7 protein-coding genes are annotated in these 17249 nt (G+C 66.9%); 3 read left to right on the top strand and 4 right to left on the bottom strand.

The genetic code is table 11. The annotated features are described in order from the left end of the window. Positions 1–353 precede the first annotated feature (353 nt). Positions 354–1415: a 3-deoxy-7-phosphoheptulonate synthase AroG gene (gene aroG, locus RBA40_RS18745; RefSeq protein WP_306649278.1), complete on the bottom strand. Its 1062-nt coding sequence runs from the start codon at positions 1413–1415 to the stop codon at positions 354–356. Between the two features lie 496 nt (positions 1416–1911). On the opposite strand from aroG, the gene RBA40_RS18740 reads away from it, so the two are divergent. Continuing rightward, entirely contained in the window at positions 1912–4761 is a 2850-nt protein-coding gene (locus RBA40_RS18740) for a TonB-dependent receptor (RefSeq protein WP_306649277.1), read from the top strand. 57 nt (positions 4762–4818) lie between these two features. Then, complete coding sequence (locus RBA40_RS18735; RefSeq protein ID WP_306649276.1) at positions 4819–7485, top strand: TonB-dependent receptor; 2667 nt, start codon at positions 4819–4821, stop codon at positions 7483–7485. A 179-nt stretch (positions 7486–7664) separates the two neighbouring features. On the opposite strand, the gene tldD is transcribed toward RBA40_RS18735, so the two are convergent. The 3 genes from tldD to RBA40_RS18720 are packed head-to-tail and all read right to left on the bottom strand — an operon-like array spanning position 7665 to position 14283. Beyond that, complete coding sequence (gene tldD / locus RBA40_RS18730) at positions 7665–9125, bottom strand: metalloprotease TldD (RefSeq protein WP_099874580.1); 1461 nt, start codon at positions 9123–9125, stop codon at positions 7665–7667. Positions 9126–9183: 58 nt separating this feature from the next. Beyond that, entirely contained in the window at positions 9184–9981 is a 798-nt protein-coding gene (locus RBA40_RS18725) for a carbon-nitrogen hydrolase family protein (protein ID WP_306649275.1), read from the bottom strand. A gap of 36 nt (positions 9982–10017) precedes the next feature. Further along, positions 10018–14283: a YhdP family protein gene (locus tag RBA40_RS18720; protein ID WP_306649274.1), complete on the bottom strand. Its 4266-nt coding sequence runs from the start codon at positions 14281–14283 to the stop codon at positions 10018–10020. A gap of 201 nt (positions 14284–14484) precedes the next feature. Here RBA40_RS18720 and glnE point away from each other — a divergent pair, with 201 nt between their 5' ends. Further along, entirely contained in the window at positions 14485–17241 is a 2757-nt protein-coding gene (gene glnE / locus RBA40_RS18715; RefSeq protein WP_374710516.1) for a bifunctional [glutamate--ammonia ligase]-adenylyl-L-tyrosine phosphorylase/[glutamate--ammonia-ligase] adenylyltransferase, read from the top strand. Positions 17242–17249: the final 8 nt, after the last annotated feature.

Genomic DNA, 17249 nt, shown 5'->3' with positions numbered 1-17249 from the left:
CCAAGATAGAAACATACGGGAATAATTGATGTCAACGGTAAATACCGAATATGCATATAAACAACAGGCTTGGTGTCCTGCATACGTTTCCGGGGCATTTTTTTACGTGCAGGCCAGGAAATTGTGATTGAATAAAGGTAATTGATTGCCGTGGTTTGCAATGCGAAGCCGTGCCCGCTCGTCGCGGAGGCAAATTTGGCACGTTTGAAGCGCGCCTTGCGGGCGCTGGCGCCGTTCGATACGCCTGCCCGCGCGCGCCGGCACCGCCGCCGGCGCTTCGGGAAAACAGCGGGGTGCTGGCGCAGCCCCGCGCAACAGTCGGCGCAACCGTCAGCGCGACCCTCGGTTAACGCTCACAGGTCCTGGCGCACGCGGCGCTGGCGCACAGCCGCGGCCAGGCCTTCGAGCACGGCCACGCTGCTGTCCCAGTCGATGCAGCCATCGGTGATCGACTGGCCGTAGACCAGTTCCTTGCCCGGCACCAGATCCTGGCGGCCGCCCACCAGATGCGACTCCACCATCACGCCGACGATGCGCTCGTCGCCGCCGGCCACCTGGGCCGCGATGTCGGCGCACACCGGCACCTGGTTTTCCGGCTTCTTGGAACTGTTGGCATGCGACGCGTCGATCATCAGTCGCGCCGCCAGGCCGAGTGCCGCGATTTGCTGGCAGGCCAGTTCCACGCTGGCGGCATCATAGTTGGGTGTCTTGCCGCCGCGCAGGATGACGTGGCAATCCTCATTGCCGTTGGTCGAGACGATCGCCGAATGCCCGCCTTTGGTCACCGACAGGAAATGGTGCGGGTGCGAGGCCGCCTTGATCGCTTCGACCGCGATCTTGACGTTGCCGTCGGTTCCGTTCTTGAAGCCCACCGGACAGGACAGCCCGGACGCCAGTTCGCGGTGCACCTGCGACTCGGTGGTGCGCGCGCCGATCGCACCCCAGCTGATCAGGTCGGCGATGTACTGCGGACTGATCACGTCCAGGTACTCGGTCCCGGCCGGCAAGCCCAGTTCGTTGATGTCGCGCAGCAGCTCGCGCGCCATGCGCAGCCCGTCGTTGATGCGGAAGCTGTTGTCCATGTACGGATCGTTGATCAAGCCCTTCCAGCCGACCGTGGTGCGCGGCTTCTCGAAGTACACGCGCATGACGATTTCCAGCTCGTCCTTGAAACGTTCGCGCTCGCCGATCAGGCGGCGCGCGTATTCCATGGCCGCCTTGGTATCGTGGATCGAGCACGGGCCGATCACCACCATCAGGCGGTCGTCCTGGCCGTGCAGGATGCGGTGCAGCGCCACGCGCGACGCGCTGGCGGTCTGCTCGGCGCGCTCGCCGCAGGCAAACTCGCGGATCAGGTGGGAGGGCGGCGTCAATTCCTTCATTTCGCGGATGCGTAGATCGTCGGTGCGTGGCATGCTTTTCTCCGTGGCTGGGTCATTCAAAATGGATGGGCTAAAAAAAAACCGCCATGGCTGGCGGTTTTTCTGGATATTGCAAGATCTCGTCATTGCTACGTGAACCTGCCGCTACTCCACCGCCTTAGGGTTGGAATTGCTAAAGTAAAAGTAGCAGGTAAAGAAAAAGACGTTGTGCATGGCAAGAATCCAAATGTGGTGCAACGACTATAACAACGATTCCTGCAATTTGGCAAGCTGTTTTATCGGCGTTCGTCAAGGCGATACGCCACAAGCGGTTGCGCCTTCCCCACAATGGGCGCCCGGATGCTTGTCACGTTTGATCCAGATCAGTCGTGCCGGCGCGCCCGGTGCAAAACTCGGTCCATCCAGTCCTCAGCCGATCCTTGCGCCAGATCAAACCCCGGTCAACTTTTCCAAATAGATAGATTGACCTAGATCATGGTCATCCCGGGGCGAAGCGGGCGGGGCAGTCAACCGTTTTCCGGAGTCCGCAATGAAAGAATCCGTCATTTCCTGTCCGCTAAGGCACCTGCTCGCCGGCGGCGGCGGTGCCAGCCTGGCCCTGCTCTCGCTGGCCGCCCAGGCCCAAACCCCGGCGCCGCCCGGCCCCATGCCGCGGGTGGAAATCACCGGCACCCACATCCCGCGCGCCACGGCCGAAACCGCGGCCGCCGTCATCACCCTGAACCGCAACGATATCGAGCGTTCCGGCAAAACCACGGTGGCCGAACTGCTGCAAACCCTGGCCGTCGACAACCAGGGGTCGGTGCCGTCCAGTTTCGGCAGCGGCTTCGCCAGCGGCGCTTCCGGCATCTCGCTGCGCGGCCTGGGCGCCGCCTCCACCCTGGTCCTGCTCAACGGGCGCAGGGTGGCGCCCTACGGCCTGGCCGACGATGGCCAGAAGATGTTTTCCGACCTGAACATCATCCCGGCCGATGCGGTCGAGCGGATCGAAGTACTCAAGGATGGCGCCTCGGCCATCTACGGCTCGGACGCGATCGCCGGCGTGGTCAACGTGATCCTGCGGCGCGACTTTCACGGCACGGCGCTGCGCGCCAGCTTCGGCCAGTCGCGCGAACGCGACGGCAACGATGGCGTCGCCTCCGTCACCTGGGGCAGCGGCGACCTGGACGCCGACCGCTACAACGTCCTGGCCAGCCTCGAGTACGGGCGGCGCGGCGCCATTTGGAACCGCGACCGCGCCGGGCGCGGCCACATCGGGCGCGGCGACCTGCGCCCCTGGGGTTTCAGCGCCCAGGAGTCGCTCGGGGGCACCGGCGCCATCACCGTCAACAATGCCGCCGGCAGCGCCATCAACGGCAATGTACGCAACCCCGATACGCTCGACTACGTCAACCGCGGCAACCTGGGCGGGGCCGGCTTCACGCGCACCTTTCCGGGCGCGGCCTGCGCCAACTTCACGCGCCATCCGCAGGGCGACCCGGGCGGCGGCTGCCTGGTCGACGCGGCGCAGCTGTACGGCCAGATCCAGCCCAGCCAGGAGCGGATCAACTTTTTCGGGCGCGCCACGTTCCAGGCCACCCCGGAGCTGCAAACCTACGCCGAACTGAACCTGTACCGCAGCGAATCGGCATCGTCTTCCACGCCGTCGGCGGTCAGCAGCGCGGTCGGCTCTCCCGCCGGGCCGGTCACCAGCACCTCCGTGGCGCTGGGCGCGGCCCATCCCGACAATCCGTACTTCGGCAGGCCGGCGCGGCTGCGCTACATGGCGGCCGACCTCGGACCACGCACGAGCAAGATCGACTCGGACTTCGTCCGCTTCCTGCTCGGCGCCAAGGGCAGCATGGGCCGGTGGGAGCTGGACACCGCCCTGCTGTACTCGCAAAACCAGGTCAGTAGCGAACGCAGCCGTTATCCGCAGCGCGACGTCCTGTACGCACTGCTCAATCCGAGTCCGGAAAACGTGGCGGCGGCCCGCGCCCATCCGGCCTATGCCGCGCTGCCGCCCGGTACCGTCTGGCGCATCGCCGAAAACGCCGGGCTCAATGCGCCGGCCCTGTACGCGGCACTGGCGCCGACGCTGAACAACGATGCCAAGAGCCGCATCGCCCAGATCGACCTGCGCGCGTCGCGCCAGCTGACCGAACTGCCCGGCGGCAATCTCGGCATCGCGTTCGGCGGTGAATTCCGCCGCGAAACAGCCGATCTGGAAGCCGTCCCCGGCACCGGGCGCGGCAACATCATCGGCCAGGGCTATTCGGCCTACAAGGGCGCGCGCAACGTGGGCGCGCTGTACGGCGAGGTGCTCGCGCCCGTGCACAGCACCGTGGAACTGTCCGCTGCGCTGAGGGCCGACCACTACACCGATGCGGGCGACTCCTACACACCGAAGTTCGGCGTCAAATGGACGCCGGTGCGCCAGTTTGCCTTGCGCGGCACGTACGCGCGCGGCTTTCGCGCGCCGAGCACGGCCGAAAACGGGGTCGGCGGCCTGGCCGCGTACTCCACCGCGGCCGACCCGCTGCGCTGCGCCCTGGGCATCGAGATCGCCTGCAGCCCGGCGTCGGTGGCGATCATCACCTCGCCCAACCCGGCGCTGTCGCCCGAAAAATCGCGCAGCATCAATGTCGGCATGGTGTGGGATCCCTACCGGCGCACCAATATCGCGCTCGACCTGTGGGAGATCAAGCGCAAGAACGAAATCAACCAGGAGCAGAGCGACGCCGCCATCGCGGCGGGCCGCATCGCGCGCGATCCGAGCAGCGCCGCCCGTCCCGGCGACCCCGGCCCGATCACGGCGGTGCTGGCCAGCTACGTCAATTCGGCGCGGACCCAGGTGCGCGGCGCCGACCTCGACCTGCGCCAGCGCTTCGACTTCGGGCCGGGCACCGGCGAAGCGAGCATGGATGTCAAGTGGACTCACCTGTTCAAGTGGCAGCGTACCGAGCAGGACGGCAGCACGCGCGACTACGCCGGCACCCACGGCAACTGCGACGTCACCAACTGCATCGGCACGCCCGACGACCGGGTCAATTTCAGGCTGTCATGGGAGCGCGCGGCGTGGCGCGTGTCGGCCAACGTGAACTACCGGGGCAAACTCAAGAATACCCTGTTCAAGAACGACCCGGCCGGTTGCGCCAGCCACTTCGCCAACGGCGACCCGGCCCCGGCCGACTGCGAACTGCCCTCCTTCACCACGGTCGACCTGACCGTGCGCTGGAAGCCGGCGCCGCGCATCGACGTGTTCGGAACGGCGCAAAACATCTTCGACCAGATCGCCCCGCTCGACCCGCTGACCTACGGCGCCACGGGCTATAACCCGCTCGACTATGCCGGCGCCGTGGGGCGTTTTTTCACGGCGGGCGTGCGTTACACCTTTTAGCAGCACCCTTTCTTTAGCAGCACCCTTTCACCAACCGTTTGATTACCGGAGCAATCCATGATTGAAAAAGCCTTATCCGCCGCCATCCGCGGCCTGTGCGCCGGCGGCGCCCTGCTCGGCGCCGGCATGCTGGCCCTGCCCGCACAGGCCCAGACCCCCGCCGACACTTCCCAGACCATGCAAAAAGTCGAAATCGTCGGCACCTCGATCAGGCGGCGCCTCGAGGCGCAAACCGCATTGCCGATCACCTCGCTGCGCGCCGAAGACTTTGCCAAGCAGGGCCTCTCGACCGCGCAGGAAGTGCTGGCCACGATCCCGATGAACCAGACCTCGACCGGCGCCAGCCAGTCGGTCGGCTCCGGCACCGGCGGGCGCGCCACGGCCAACCTGCGCGGCCTGGGCGGGGACAAGACCCTGGTGCTGCTCAACGGCCGGCGCCTGGCCAACCACCCGTTCTTTGCCGACACGGTCGACCTGAACATCATTCCCGTCGCCGCGCTCGACCGGGTCGAGGTGCTGCGCGATGGCGCCTCGGCCATCTACGGCAGCGACGCCATCGGCGGCGTGATCAACTTTGTCACCAAGCGCTCCTACCGCGGCCTGGAAGTGAGCGTGGAAGCGTACGAACCGGCCGGCTCGGGCGGCGGCGACGAGCAGCGCGTGAACGTCATCGGCGGCTGGGGCGACCTGGCCACCGACGGCTACAACGTGCTCGGCATTGTCGACTTTCACCGCCAGTCCTCGCTCACGGCCACCGACCGCGACTTCGCGCGCACCGGCGTGCGCCCCGAGCGCGGCATGTACCAGACCAGCGGCACCACCTTCCCCGCCAACTTCTTTTCCGAGGAAGGCATCTCGGGCAATCCCAGCTTTGCCAGCGGTTGCCGTCCGCCCTACTCGATCCCCAACCTGACCGGCGCGCCGAACTGCCGTTTCGACTCGACCCAGTTCGTCGACCTGATTCCCCTGACCAAGCAGGAAACCTTCCTTGGCCGCTTCAGCAAAAAACTCGGGACCGACCATACCGCCACCCTGGAATACCTGCACAGCCGCAGCACCAACGAAGCACGCGTGGCGCCACCGCCGCTGGCCGGCATCGGGCTGACCATGACCAATACCAGCCCCTTCTATCCGGGCGCCGGCATCACCCCGGCCGTGACCGGCCTGACCGGCGAGCCGCTCGACGTCAGCTGGCGGCCTCTGGTGACCGGCAAGCGCGAAGGCTTGGACGTGAGCCTGTCGGACCGCCTGCTGGCCAGCATGGAAGGCACGCTTGGCGGCTGGGACTACAGCGCCGGCCTGTCGTATGCGATGGGGCGGGCCCGCAGCGCGTTCACCGGCGGCTACGTGATCGATGCGCGCATCATCGAAGGCGTGGGCAGCGGCTTGCTCAATCCGTTCGGCGAGCAGACGCCCGCCGGCAATGAGTACCTTGGCCAGTCGCTGCTTCTGGGCGAATATTTGCGCGCCAAGATCAAGAGCGGCGCCATCGACTTCAAGGCCAGCCGCGAGTTGATGACCCTGCCCGCCGGCCCGCTCGGCTTTGCGCTCGGCGGCGAATTCCGGCGCGACGAAGCCGACTACCGCGTCGACCGCGCGCTGGCCAGCCAGGCGTCCAGTTCCGGCTACGCCGACGCCCAGGACCAGAGCGGCAGCCGCAACATCGGCGCCGTGTTCACCGAGTTCAACATCCCGGTCATCAAGGACCTCGAAGTCAACCTGGCCGCGCGCTACGACGATTACACCGACTTCGGCCACAGCTTCAACCCCAAGGTGGCGCTGCGCTGGCAGCCCAGCAAGCAGGTGCTGGTGCGCGGCTCGTTCAACAAGGGTTTCCGCGCCCCCACCCTGTACGATCTGCACGGGCCGCAGACCACCACCAACACCGGCAACCCGTGGAACGATCCGGTGCTGTGTCCGGGCGGTACGGCGGTTCCCGGGGCCAATCCCAATCTGGCCTGCGACCAGCAACAAAACCAGCGTCAGGGCGGCAACCCCGACGTCAAGCCCGAACGTTCGCGCACCTACAGCGCCGGGCTCGTGCTCGAACCGACGCGCGACCTGACCTTGTCGCTCGACTACTGGGATATCCGGCTCAAGGACCAGATCAGCGCCCTGGCGGAGGAATCAATCTTCGGCAACTACCAGAAATACCAGAACCTGTATTTCTACAATGCCGCCCGCACCCGGCTCGACTACGTGCTGACCATCACCCAGAACCTGGGCGAGGTCAAGACCCGCGGCGTCGACGTGGGACTGCTGTGGCGCCTCCAGCGCGCCCAGTGGGGCGACTTTACCCTGGGGGTCGATGGCACCTGGGTGGACCGCTACGACTATCAGAACGAGCGCAACGGGCCGTTCACCGTCAACGTGGGGCGCTATGCCGATGCCAGTCCGGTATTCCGCTGGCGTCACAACGCCAGTCTGGGATGGACCCGCGGTCCCGTGAACATGACCCTGTCCAACCGCTACCTGTCCGGTTACGACGACCAGCCCGATGAAAACGGAGTCGTGCCCGGCCGCGTGGGACATTACTCGACCTGGAGCCTGGCGGGCACCTACACGGCCAACCAGAAGGTCAGCGTGACCGCCGGCGTCAAGAACCTGCTCGACGACGACCCGCCCTTCACGGTCCAGAGTACGACCTTCCAGCAGGGCTACGATCCGCGCTACACGGACCCGCTCGGACGGACGTTTTACGTGAGGGCCACGTACAAGTTCTGAGTACGAAGTTCTGAGTACGAAGTTCTGAATACGAAGTCCGGAGTACGCAGGTCCCGGTGCGGCCAGCCGGCACGCCGGCCGGAAAAGCACAAAGGGCGCACCGGAAGTGCGCCCTTCGTGTAACAGTGCCGGCAATGACGGCGCTTGACGGCGCTGAAAAGTCGCCGGCCCTGGAAAACTTACGCCGTGCCGCCCACCGTCACCTCTTCGATGCGCAAGGTCGGCTGGCCCACGCCGACCGGCACGCTCTGGCCTTCCTTGCCGCACACGCCCACGCCGGAATCGAGGCGCATGTCGTTGCCGATCATCGATACGCGGTTGAGCACGTCCGGACCGTTACCGATCAGGGTGGCGCCCTTGACCGGATAGGTGACCTTGCCGTTTTCGATCATGTACGCTTCGCTGGCCGAGAACACGAACTTGCCGTTGGTGATATCGACCTGGCCGCCGCCAAAATTGACCGCGTACAAGCCGTTCTTGACCGAGGCCAGGATTTCTTCCGGGTCCTTGTCGCCGCCCAGCATATACGTGTTGGTCATGCGCGGCATCGGCAGGTGCGCGAACGATTCGCGCCGCGCATTGCCCGTCACCGGCATCTTCATCAGGCGCGCATTCATCGTGTCCTGGATGTAGCCCTTCAGGATGCCATCTTCGATCAGCGTCGTGCACTGGGTCGGATTGCCTTCGTCATCCATGTTGAGCGAACCGCGGCGGTCGGCCAGGGTGCCGTCGTCGACCACGGTCACGCCCTTGGCGGCAACGCGCTCGCCGATACGGCCCGAAAACGCCGACGAACCCTTGCGGTTGAAGTCGCCTTCGAGCCCGTGTCCGATCGCTTCGTGCAGCAGCACGCCGGGCCAGCCCGGTCCGAGCACGATGGTCATCGGCCCGGCCGGGGCCGGACGCGCATCGAGATTGACCACGGCCGCCTTGACCGCCTCCTCCGCGTAGCGCTCGAGCACCACGTCGTCGAAATAGCCGTAGTTGTAGCGCCCGCCGCCGCCGGACGAGCCCATTTCACGGCGGCCGTTCTGCTCGACAATGACCGTCACCGAGACCCGCACCAGCGGCCGGATATCGGCCGCCAGCACGCCATCGCTGCGCACCACCAGCACCACATCGTATTCGCCGGCCAGACCCGCCATCACCTGCACCACGCGCGGATCTTTCGCGCGTGCCATTTTTTCCACGCGCTCAAGCAGCTTGACCTTGGCCGTCGCGTCGAGCGAGGCCAGCGGATCGTTGGGCAGGTACAGCGAGCGTCCGCCCACCGGCGTCATCGAGGACGCCACCTTGATCTTGCCGGCGCCGGCGCGCGCAATGGTGCGCGTGGCCGCGGCCGCGTCGAGCAGGGCACGTTCCGAGATTTCATCGGAGTAAGAGAAAGCGGTCTTGTCGCCCGACACGGCGCGTACGCCCACGCCCTGGTCGATCGAGAAACTGCCGGTCTTGACGATGCCTTCTTCCAGGCTCCAGCCTTCACTCTTGGTGAACTGGAAATACAGATCGGCGTAATCGACCTTGTGGGTGAACATCGTACCCAGGGTGGAGAGGAGCTTGCCTTCATCGAGGCCAAATGGCGTCAGCAGCACATCGCGCGCGACAGCCAGGGAGGAGAGATTCGGTTCGAACGGGGTCATTTTGCGGGTCTTTCAGTGTGGATCAGCCATTGTGCCATAGTCGGCTTATTGCGGTAGCTCACAGTTTGCGGTGCTTGAGCGCAGGCAAGCTTTCGCGCACCCCCGCCAGGAAGGCCGGATCGAGCGCGCCGCTGACGATGCCCTCGCCCTCTTCCAGCACGGCCTTGACCTCGCCCCAGGGGTCGATCAGCATGCTGTGGCCGAAGGTGCGGCGTCCGTTCTGGTGGGTGCCGCCCTGGGCCGACGCCAGCACATAGCACTGGTTTTCGATGGCGCGCGCGCGCAGCAGCACTTCCCAGTGCGCCAGGCCCGTGGTGTGGGTAAAGGCGGCGGTGACGACCATCAGCGCGCACTCGCCCATGGCCCGGTACAGCTCGGGAAAACGCAGGTCGTAGCAGACCGACAAGCCGACCCGCCCGAACGGCGCCTCGAACGTCACCACGGCCTCGCCCGGCACGATGGTGCGCGCCTCGTCGTAGCTTTCGGCGCCGCGGGTAAAGCCGAACAGGTGGATCTTGTCGTAACGGTGCACCGGGCGGCCCTGCGGGTCGTACACCAGGGTGGTGTTCATCACGCGCCCGGCGTCGGGGGACACCAGCGGCAAGGTGCCGCCGATCAGCCAGATGCCGTGCTCGCGCGCGGCCTGCGCCATGCACTCCTGGATCGGGCCCTGCCCGGGCGCTTCGGCATGGGCCACCTTGTCGGTGTCGCTCATGCCCATGATGGGCCAGTATTCCGGCAAGGTCACCAGGGTGGCGCCGCGCGCGGCCGCATCGCGCACCAGCCGGCGGGCGGTAGCGATGTTCTCGGCGACATCAGGGGTGCTGATCATTTGTACTGCGGCCACGGTGCTCATGTCATTGTCTCCAGTCGGTCGTTGCGGTCGTTCGCTTCAGTTGGTCCCCGGCTTGACGTTGCTTGCCGGCACGGCCAGCGGTGGCGGCCCCTTGGGCGAACCCAGCTTGGTGATGACCGGCGCCTTCCACGGGCCGGTGATCTGCATCTCATAGGTCAGCGCGCGCATCACGGGGGCGCGCAGGAACAGTTGCGCGAGGAAGCTGCCCAGCCCGACCACCGGATTGACCGCCAGCGCGTACACCAGCGGGCCGGTGCCCAGGTTAAATTCGGGGATCACCACCACATGGAGGTTGGTCGACTCGTTTGCAATGTCGGCCGTGCCGGCCATGAGCACGGTGGCGGCCACGCCATGCATCTTGAGGTTGTCGGTGCGTACCACGCCGCGCGTGATGCTGGCGTTGGCGCTGATGCCGTCGAACGCCAGCCCTTCCGAAAACACATCGTGGAAATCGAGCTTGAGCAGGCGCGGCAGCATTTGCAGGCTCAGCACGCCCAGCAGCTTGGCCGCGCCCGGGTCTTGCTTGAGGAACTGGCCGGACGCCACGCGCATGTCGATCTTGCCCGACAGGCTAGGGATATCGAGCGAATACGGCAAGCCGTTCCAGGCGATGTCGCCCGACATCTTGCCCTTGCCGCGGCGCAGCGTTTCCGGGAAACCGAAGCGGTCGAGCAGCTTGCCCGCATCCTCGATCTCCATGGAGAAATTCAGGCTGGTATTGCTCTGCCCTTCCCGCGTCACCCATTTACCGGTGCTGCGCAGCACGCCGTCCGGATTGGCCAGCAGCAGGCTGTTGATCTGCCACTCGCGCCCGCTCGCAACCTGGGCGTTGCTGGCGACCAGTTCCAGCCGGCCCAGTTTCTTGTTGAACAGTTCGAAGTGCTCGGCCACGATATCGAGCGCCGGGATGGTGGCCGCGGCGCTCTTGCCGCCTTCGAGCAAGTCCTTCACGCCGGCCGCGGCCGACTCGGGAATGATCAGCGATGCCAGGCGCGCCGTGACCTTGCCCAGGCCCTGGCCGCCGGCGCCCTCGACCCAGGTGATGTGGCCGGCCACCTGGCGCGCATCGATATTCGCCTGCCAGGTATCCTTCACGTGGGAAGCGCCCACCACCACGTTGTCGAGCTTGCGCTCGCTGATGATCAGTTCGCCAGCGCGCGCGGCCAGCACATCGGCCACCACGTACTGCGCCAGGTCCATGCCGCCATCGCCCGCTCCGGTGCCCGCCGGTACGCCGGCCGCCGGTACGCCGGCCGCCGGGGCGCTGGCCGCAGGGGCAACGGCCGGCGGGGTGCCGCCCACAGGTTCGGGCGCGGCATGCGCCACCGAGGCGGCGATCGCGATCCACTGGTCGACGTTGAGCGTTTTCATGTCGACATTGACCATCACGCCGCTGTCCGGGGCCGGGGCCGGCACGTTCACGCCGATGCCGCCGCTCTCGACCCGCCATGGTCCCTTGCCGTGCTTGATCCTCTGGTAGCGCGCGCCCATGTTGGCGCCCAGCGCCAACCGGATTTCATCGCGCGCCACGCCAGGGTCCGTGCCGTGCAGGCCGCCCAGGGTGAAATGCAGCGGCAGGGTGTCGGCGGCCGCCTTGTTCAGGGGTGCCGGCAAGTCCACGCCCAGGCCCGCCAGGGTCGAGTCGACCGTCACCAGCGCCTGGTGATCCTTGACCACCACCGAGCCGGTGTAGCGGGTGCCGCCCGAGACCAGCCCCAGCACATGGCGCAAGGCGGGCGCGGGATAGGTCTTGCGGATGCCGTCGGCCGTGGCCACGCCGCTCAGCTTGATCACGATGGCATTGTCGCGGCCGCTGCCGCCGGTCAGGGCCAGCGGCCCGCCCAGGAAGCTGGCGCCGACGCCGTTCAGGTTGATGCCGCGTTCGTTGAATTCGAGCTTGCCGATGGCCGCCTGCAACGGTGGCAAGGGGTCGAACAGCACCACGTCGTTGCCCATCAGTTGCAAGGTGCCCTGCACCTTCGATTCGATCAGATGGTTCAGCGGCAACTGCAGCTTGAGCGCCAGCTTGGCGTTGCCGCTGGCGCGCGTGTGTTCGGTAAAGCGCCCGATCCAGTTCAGCACCGGGCTCGCTTCCACGTAGCCGAGGAAATCCTGCATCGGCGCGGCCGCGTTGCCATCGATTTCCAGCACCTTGTCCGGGTCGGCCAGGTCGGCGATCACAGCCGTAACCGCGCTCAACGCCACGCCGCGGGTGCGGCCCGTGTCGCCCTTGATTTCCATGCGCGCGCGCTCGAACAGAAACGTGCCGTTGATCTGCTCGGCCTGCGGCCACACCGGCGCCACGCCGTCGGGGGCGAAATGGCCGGGCGCGTAGTTCAGGCGCGCGTTTTCCAGGCGTCCGCCGACCCGGAACTCGCCCTTGCGCTCGCCCGGCGTATTGGTACGGAACGGAAAATGCGCCAGGTCGCCGCGCAGGCGGAAGGTGGCATCCTGGGCCACGCCGTCTTCCAGCGCGCCGGTCAGCCAGCCGCGCAGGTGTTCCGGGGTGGCCAGGGGCAGGTAGCGCCCGATGGTGTTGATGGCAAACCCGCTGAGCGTGCCGCTGACGTCGACGATCGCGGCCGGCTTGCCCGGCTGCGACCCGAGGGTCATCTGGTGCGTGCCGGAGAGCGATCCGCTCAGCGCGCCCTGGACAAAGTTCAGGCTGTCCAGGTCCACCATCAATTTATTGCCGGTCGCAAAGCGCCAGCGCGCGCGCGCGGCGAACTGGTCGAACGGCATGGCCGGGTCGGCGAACCAGGCCGGCAATTGCAGCACCAGTTGCTGCGAATCGAGGCTGATCGCGCCGCCCTGCTCGCTCGCGTCGAGCATGCCGGACAGGTTTTCGATGCCGGGAATGGGCGGCACGGCCGCGCGCGCCGGCGTGTTCGCGCTCTTGGCCACGGCCAGCCGGGCCGGCTGGGCGCGCATGCTCAGGCCGTCGAGCTTGCCGCGCACGCGGTAGCTGGCAATGTCCGGGAACCTGCCCTGCCACTGCGCCGAAAAGTCGCTCACCCGCCCGCGCAAGCCGGCCTCGGCCAGCATCTGGCGCTGCCCCGGCGTGAGCGGCAGCTGGCCGGCCAGCTTGGCCAGCGTTTCCAGGTCGAGCTGGCGCGCGCTCACCGTCACCTGCTCGGGCGTCTTGCCGCGCGCCGGCACGTAGGACTCGGACAAGGTGGTCGGCGCCAGGCTCAGGCCGTCGGCGGTGAGCAGGGAAAAATCGGTGAGGCTCACTTCGTGGCCGTGCGCGCCGAAGGCCGGAGCACCGCGGTTGCTGCCGCTGGCGAAGGTCTCGCGCGCCGACAAGCGGCCGCGCACGCGCGCCAGTTCCAGCGCCGGCAAATCGCGTCCGAGGCGCGCCGACACCCCGGCCAGCACGACGTCGGCGGTGAAACCGGCCAGCTTGGCCCGGTCCAGGCTCAGCCAGGCGCGCACCGATCCCTGGCCCTGGCTCACCTTGACCGGATAATCGAGGTACGGCGTCCAGGCGGACAGGTCGGTATCGGGCAGGTCGGCGTACAGCTCGCCCTTCCACTGGCGCACGTCGGCCATGCGCTTGGCGAAGCGCGGATGGACAAAGTCGGCGCGCACGTCGAGCGGCCCGGCCAGGCTGGCCGGGGGCGTGGCGCGCAAGCCGAAGCGGTGGTGCTGCCAGCGGTTCTTCAGCACCATGTCGACGTTCTCCAGCGCCAGCGGCGGGGCGCCGCGCAACTGGTCGGTCCACTGCACCCGGCCTTCGCGGATCACGATCTGGCGCTGCTTGAAGGCCCAGTCGGCGCCGCTGCCGTCGCCATCGGCATGGCGCTTGATCAGCATGCCGGCCACGAACAGCTGGCCGGCGGCGTCGCGCCGGATATCGAGGTCGGGACGAATAATTTCCAGGGAGTAAAAACGAGGTTCCAGGGTCGGCACGCTCCACCATGACAGGGTGGCCGACACGCTCGGCAGGCTCAGCACCTGGCGCCCCCCGGGATCGCGCACGATCACGTCGCCCAAAAACAGGTTCGGGCGCAGGCCGCGCCAGGACGCGTAGATGCGGGTGATGGTCACCTCGCTGCCCAGCGCGCGGCTGGCGATGCGCTCGATATTGCCCTTGTAATAGTCAATATTCGGCAAAACCACATAGCGCAGCACCAGAAACACGATGGTGAAGATGAAATACACCAGCAGCGCCAGCTTGATGGTAAAGCCCAGCACATGGTGGGTGGCGCGGTTGCACACCCGATAGGCGGAACGCAGCCGCCGCCAGCGCTCTGCGATGGGCAGGTGCTCGGCGGGCGTCGGTGCTTCCGGTGTGTGCATCAATAAACTGATAAAGGGTCCGCCGTGTAAATGTATTGCAATAAGGTAGCGCTTGCATCAATGCCGCCCGCTCCCTTACCATCGTCCTGATCCGCACCGCGGCGCGGCCTGAGGCGGCGCGGCCTATCGCGGCGCGCCAATTCTACCTTATACGGGCGTGGCTGAACCCGACTTTCACTCACCCTGACCCGACGCCAATCCATGAATCAAGCTTCCCTGACACCGCTGTCGCGCTTTTACCAACGCTGGCTGGCGGCCGACCCCAGCCGCGCCGGCGCCGTCGCCGCCCTGGGCGCCAGCCCCCTCGACCAGCTCGACCTGGCGCAAGCGCTGGCCAGCCAGCGCGGTCCCGACGGCGCCGCGCTGCCGCCCGTGCGCGCCATGCGCCGCCTGCGCAACCTGCTGGTGGCCGGCCTGATCGAACGCGACCTCGATGGCCGGGCCGACCTGGCCGAAGTGGTCGCCAGCATGACCGCCTTCGCCGATTTCGCCATCCGCACCCATCTGGCGGCCCTGATGGCCGAACAGGTGGCCAGTCACGGCATGCCGGTCGGCTACGAATCGGGCTTGCCGCAGGAAATGATTGTGTTGGCTATGGGCAAGCAAGGCGGCGCCGAACTGAATGTCTCGTCCGACATCGACCTGATCTTCGTCTACCCGGAAGATGGCGACACCGCCGCCGGTCCGGGCCAGCGCCCCTTGTCGAACCATGAATTTTTCGCGCGCCTGGGCAAGAAACTGATCGCCGCCCTGTCCGAAATCACCGAAGATGGCTTCACTTTCCGGGTCGACATGGCGCTGCGCCCGAACGGCAACTCCGGCCCCCTCGTTGCCAGCCTGAACATGGTGGAGGAATACCTGATCGTCCAGGGCCGCGAATGGGAGCGCTACGCCTGGGTCAAGGCGCGCGCGGTTAGCGGCACCGAGGCCGACATCGCCGCGCTGGAAGCCATCGTCCATCCCTTCGTGTACCGGCGCTACCTCGATTTCGGCGTGATCGATGCGATCCGCACCATGCACGCCCAGATCCGCGCCGAGGTCGACCGCCAGGAACGGCTGCACCCGGACCGCAGCAACAACGTCAAGCTGGGGCGCGGCGGGATCCGCGAAATCGAATTCCTGGCCCAGGTGTTCCAGCTGATCCGCGGCGGGCGCGATGCCGCCCTGCGCGACCGTTCCACCCGCGCCACCCTGCGCGTACTTGCCGACAAGGAATTACTGACCCCGGACACGGTCGGCCAGCTGCTCGACTCCTACAGTTTCCTGCGCAACCTGGAACACCGCCTGCAATACCTGGACGATGCCCAGACCCACACCCTGCCCGCCAGCGAGGCCGACCGCGCCGTCATCGCGCAAATGATGCGCCTGCCGGACGTGGCCACCCTGCTGGCGCAGCTGGAACAGCACCGCCATTTTGTCGCCGCCCAGTTCGACGCCATTTTCAGCGACAAATCCGAGCAGAGCGGCGAGACGGTCGACCCGGCGGCCAGCAGCTGGGCCGGGGCCGACCTCGACAACCGCGAAGCGATCGAAGCGCACTTGCGCGCGCTCAGCTTCGACGATGCCGGCGGCGCCGCCCAGCGCCTGATGAGCACCTGGCAGTCCGGCAAGGTGCAAGCCTTGCCGGAAGCGAGCCGCACCCGGCTGCTGGCGCTGGTCAATGCCGCCCTGCCCCTGATCGCCAAGACGGCGCAGGAAGCCGGTTCCGGCAGCGCCAGCTCCACCCTCACGCGCCTGCTGGCGTTTTTCGAAGCCATCGCGCGCCGCTCGGCCTACCTGTCGCTGCTGACCGAATACCCGCACACCCTCGAGCGCGTGATCCGCATGATGTACGCCAGCGGCTGGGCGGCGACCTTCCTGACCCAGCACCCGATCGTGCTCGACGAACTGCTCGACGAGCGCGTCAGGAGTGCCGTGCCCGACTGCGCCGCCCTGGCCGCCGAACTGAAGGAACAACTGGGCGCGGCCGCCGGCGACACCGAACGCCAGATGGATATCCTGCGCGAAGCCCACCACGCACAGCTGTTCCGCCTGCTGGCGCAAGACCTGGCGGGCGAACTGACCGTGGAAAAGCTGGCCGACTACCTGTCGGCGCTGGCCGACACCATCGTCGCGGCCACCATCGACGCCGCCTGGCAGGCGATCGCCACGCGCCACCGCGAGGTGCCGCGCTTCGCCGTCATCGCCTACGGCAAGCTGGGCGGCAAGGAACTCGGCTATGTGTCGGACCTGGACGTCATTTTCCTGTTCGACGACGACGACCAGGAAGCGCCCGGCAACTACGCCAAGCTGGCCCAACGCTTCATTACCTGGATGACGGCGCACACCTCGGCCGGCATCCTGTTCGACATCGATACCGCGCTGCGCCCGGACGGTGCCAGCGGCATGCTGGTGTCGAGCGTGGCGGCGTTCGAGCGCTACCAGGAAAATTCAGCCTGGATCTGGGAACACCAGGCGCTCACGCGGGCGCGCTTTTGCGCCGGCGATACGGCCATCGGCGAGCGCTTCGAAGCGGTGCGCGAAGGCGTGCTGCGCCTGGACCGCACGGCGCGCGCCGGCGAACTGCGCGACGAAGTGCTCAAGATGCGCAAGAAGATGCACGACGCTTATCCGAGCCGCCCGGGCCAGTTCGAGCTCAAGCAGGATGAGGGCGGCATGATCGATGTCGAATTCATGTCGCAGTACCTGGTACTGCGCCATGCCGCGCAGTACCCGCAGCTGACGGTTAATCTGGGCAACATCGGGCTGCTGCGCATGTTCGCCGACCTCGGGCTGATCGATGCCGACCTGGCGCTGGCGGTGGGCGACGCCTACCGCGCCATGCGCAAGCTGCAGCACCAGTTGCGCCTGCAGGGCAAGGATAGCGCGCGCATCGATCCGGCGCTGGTGGCGCGCCACAGCGCGGCGGTGCGGCGCTTGTGGGCGGCGGTGTTCGATCTGGAGGGAGAAGCGCCTTAGCGCAGCGG

It is taken from the genome of Massilia pseudoviolaceinigra (assembly GCF_030846505.1).
GTDB lineage: Bacteria > Pseudomonadota > Gammaproteobacteria > Burkholderiales > Burkholderiaceae_D > Telluria_A > Telluria_A violaceinigra.
This window is presented reverse-complemented; position numbering and strand designations above follow the sequence as displayed.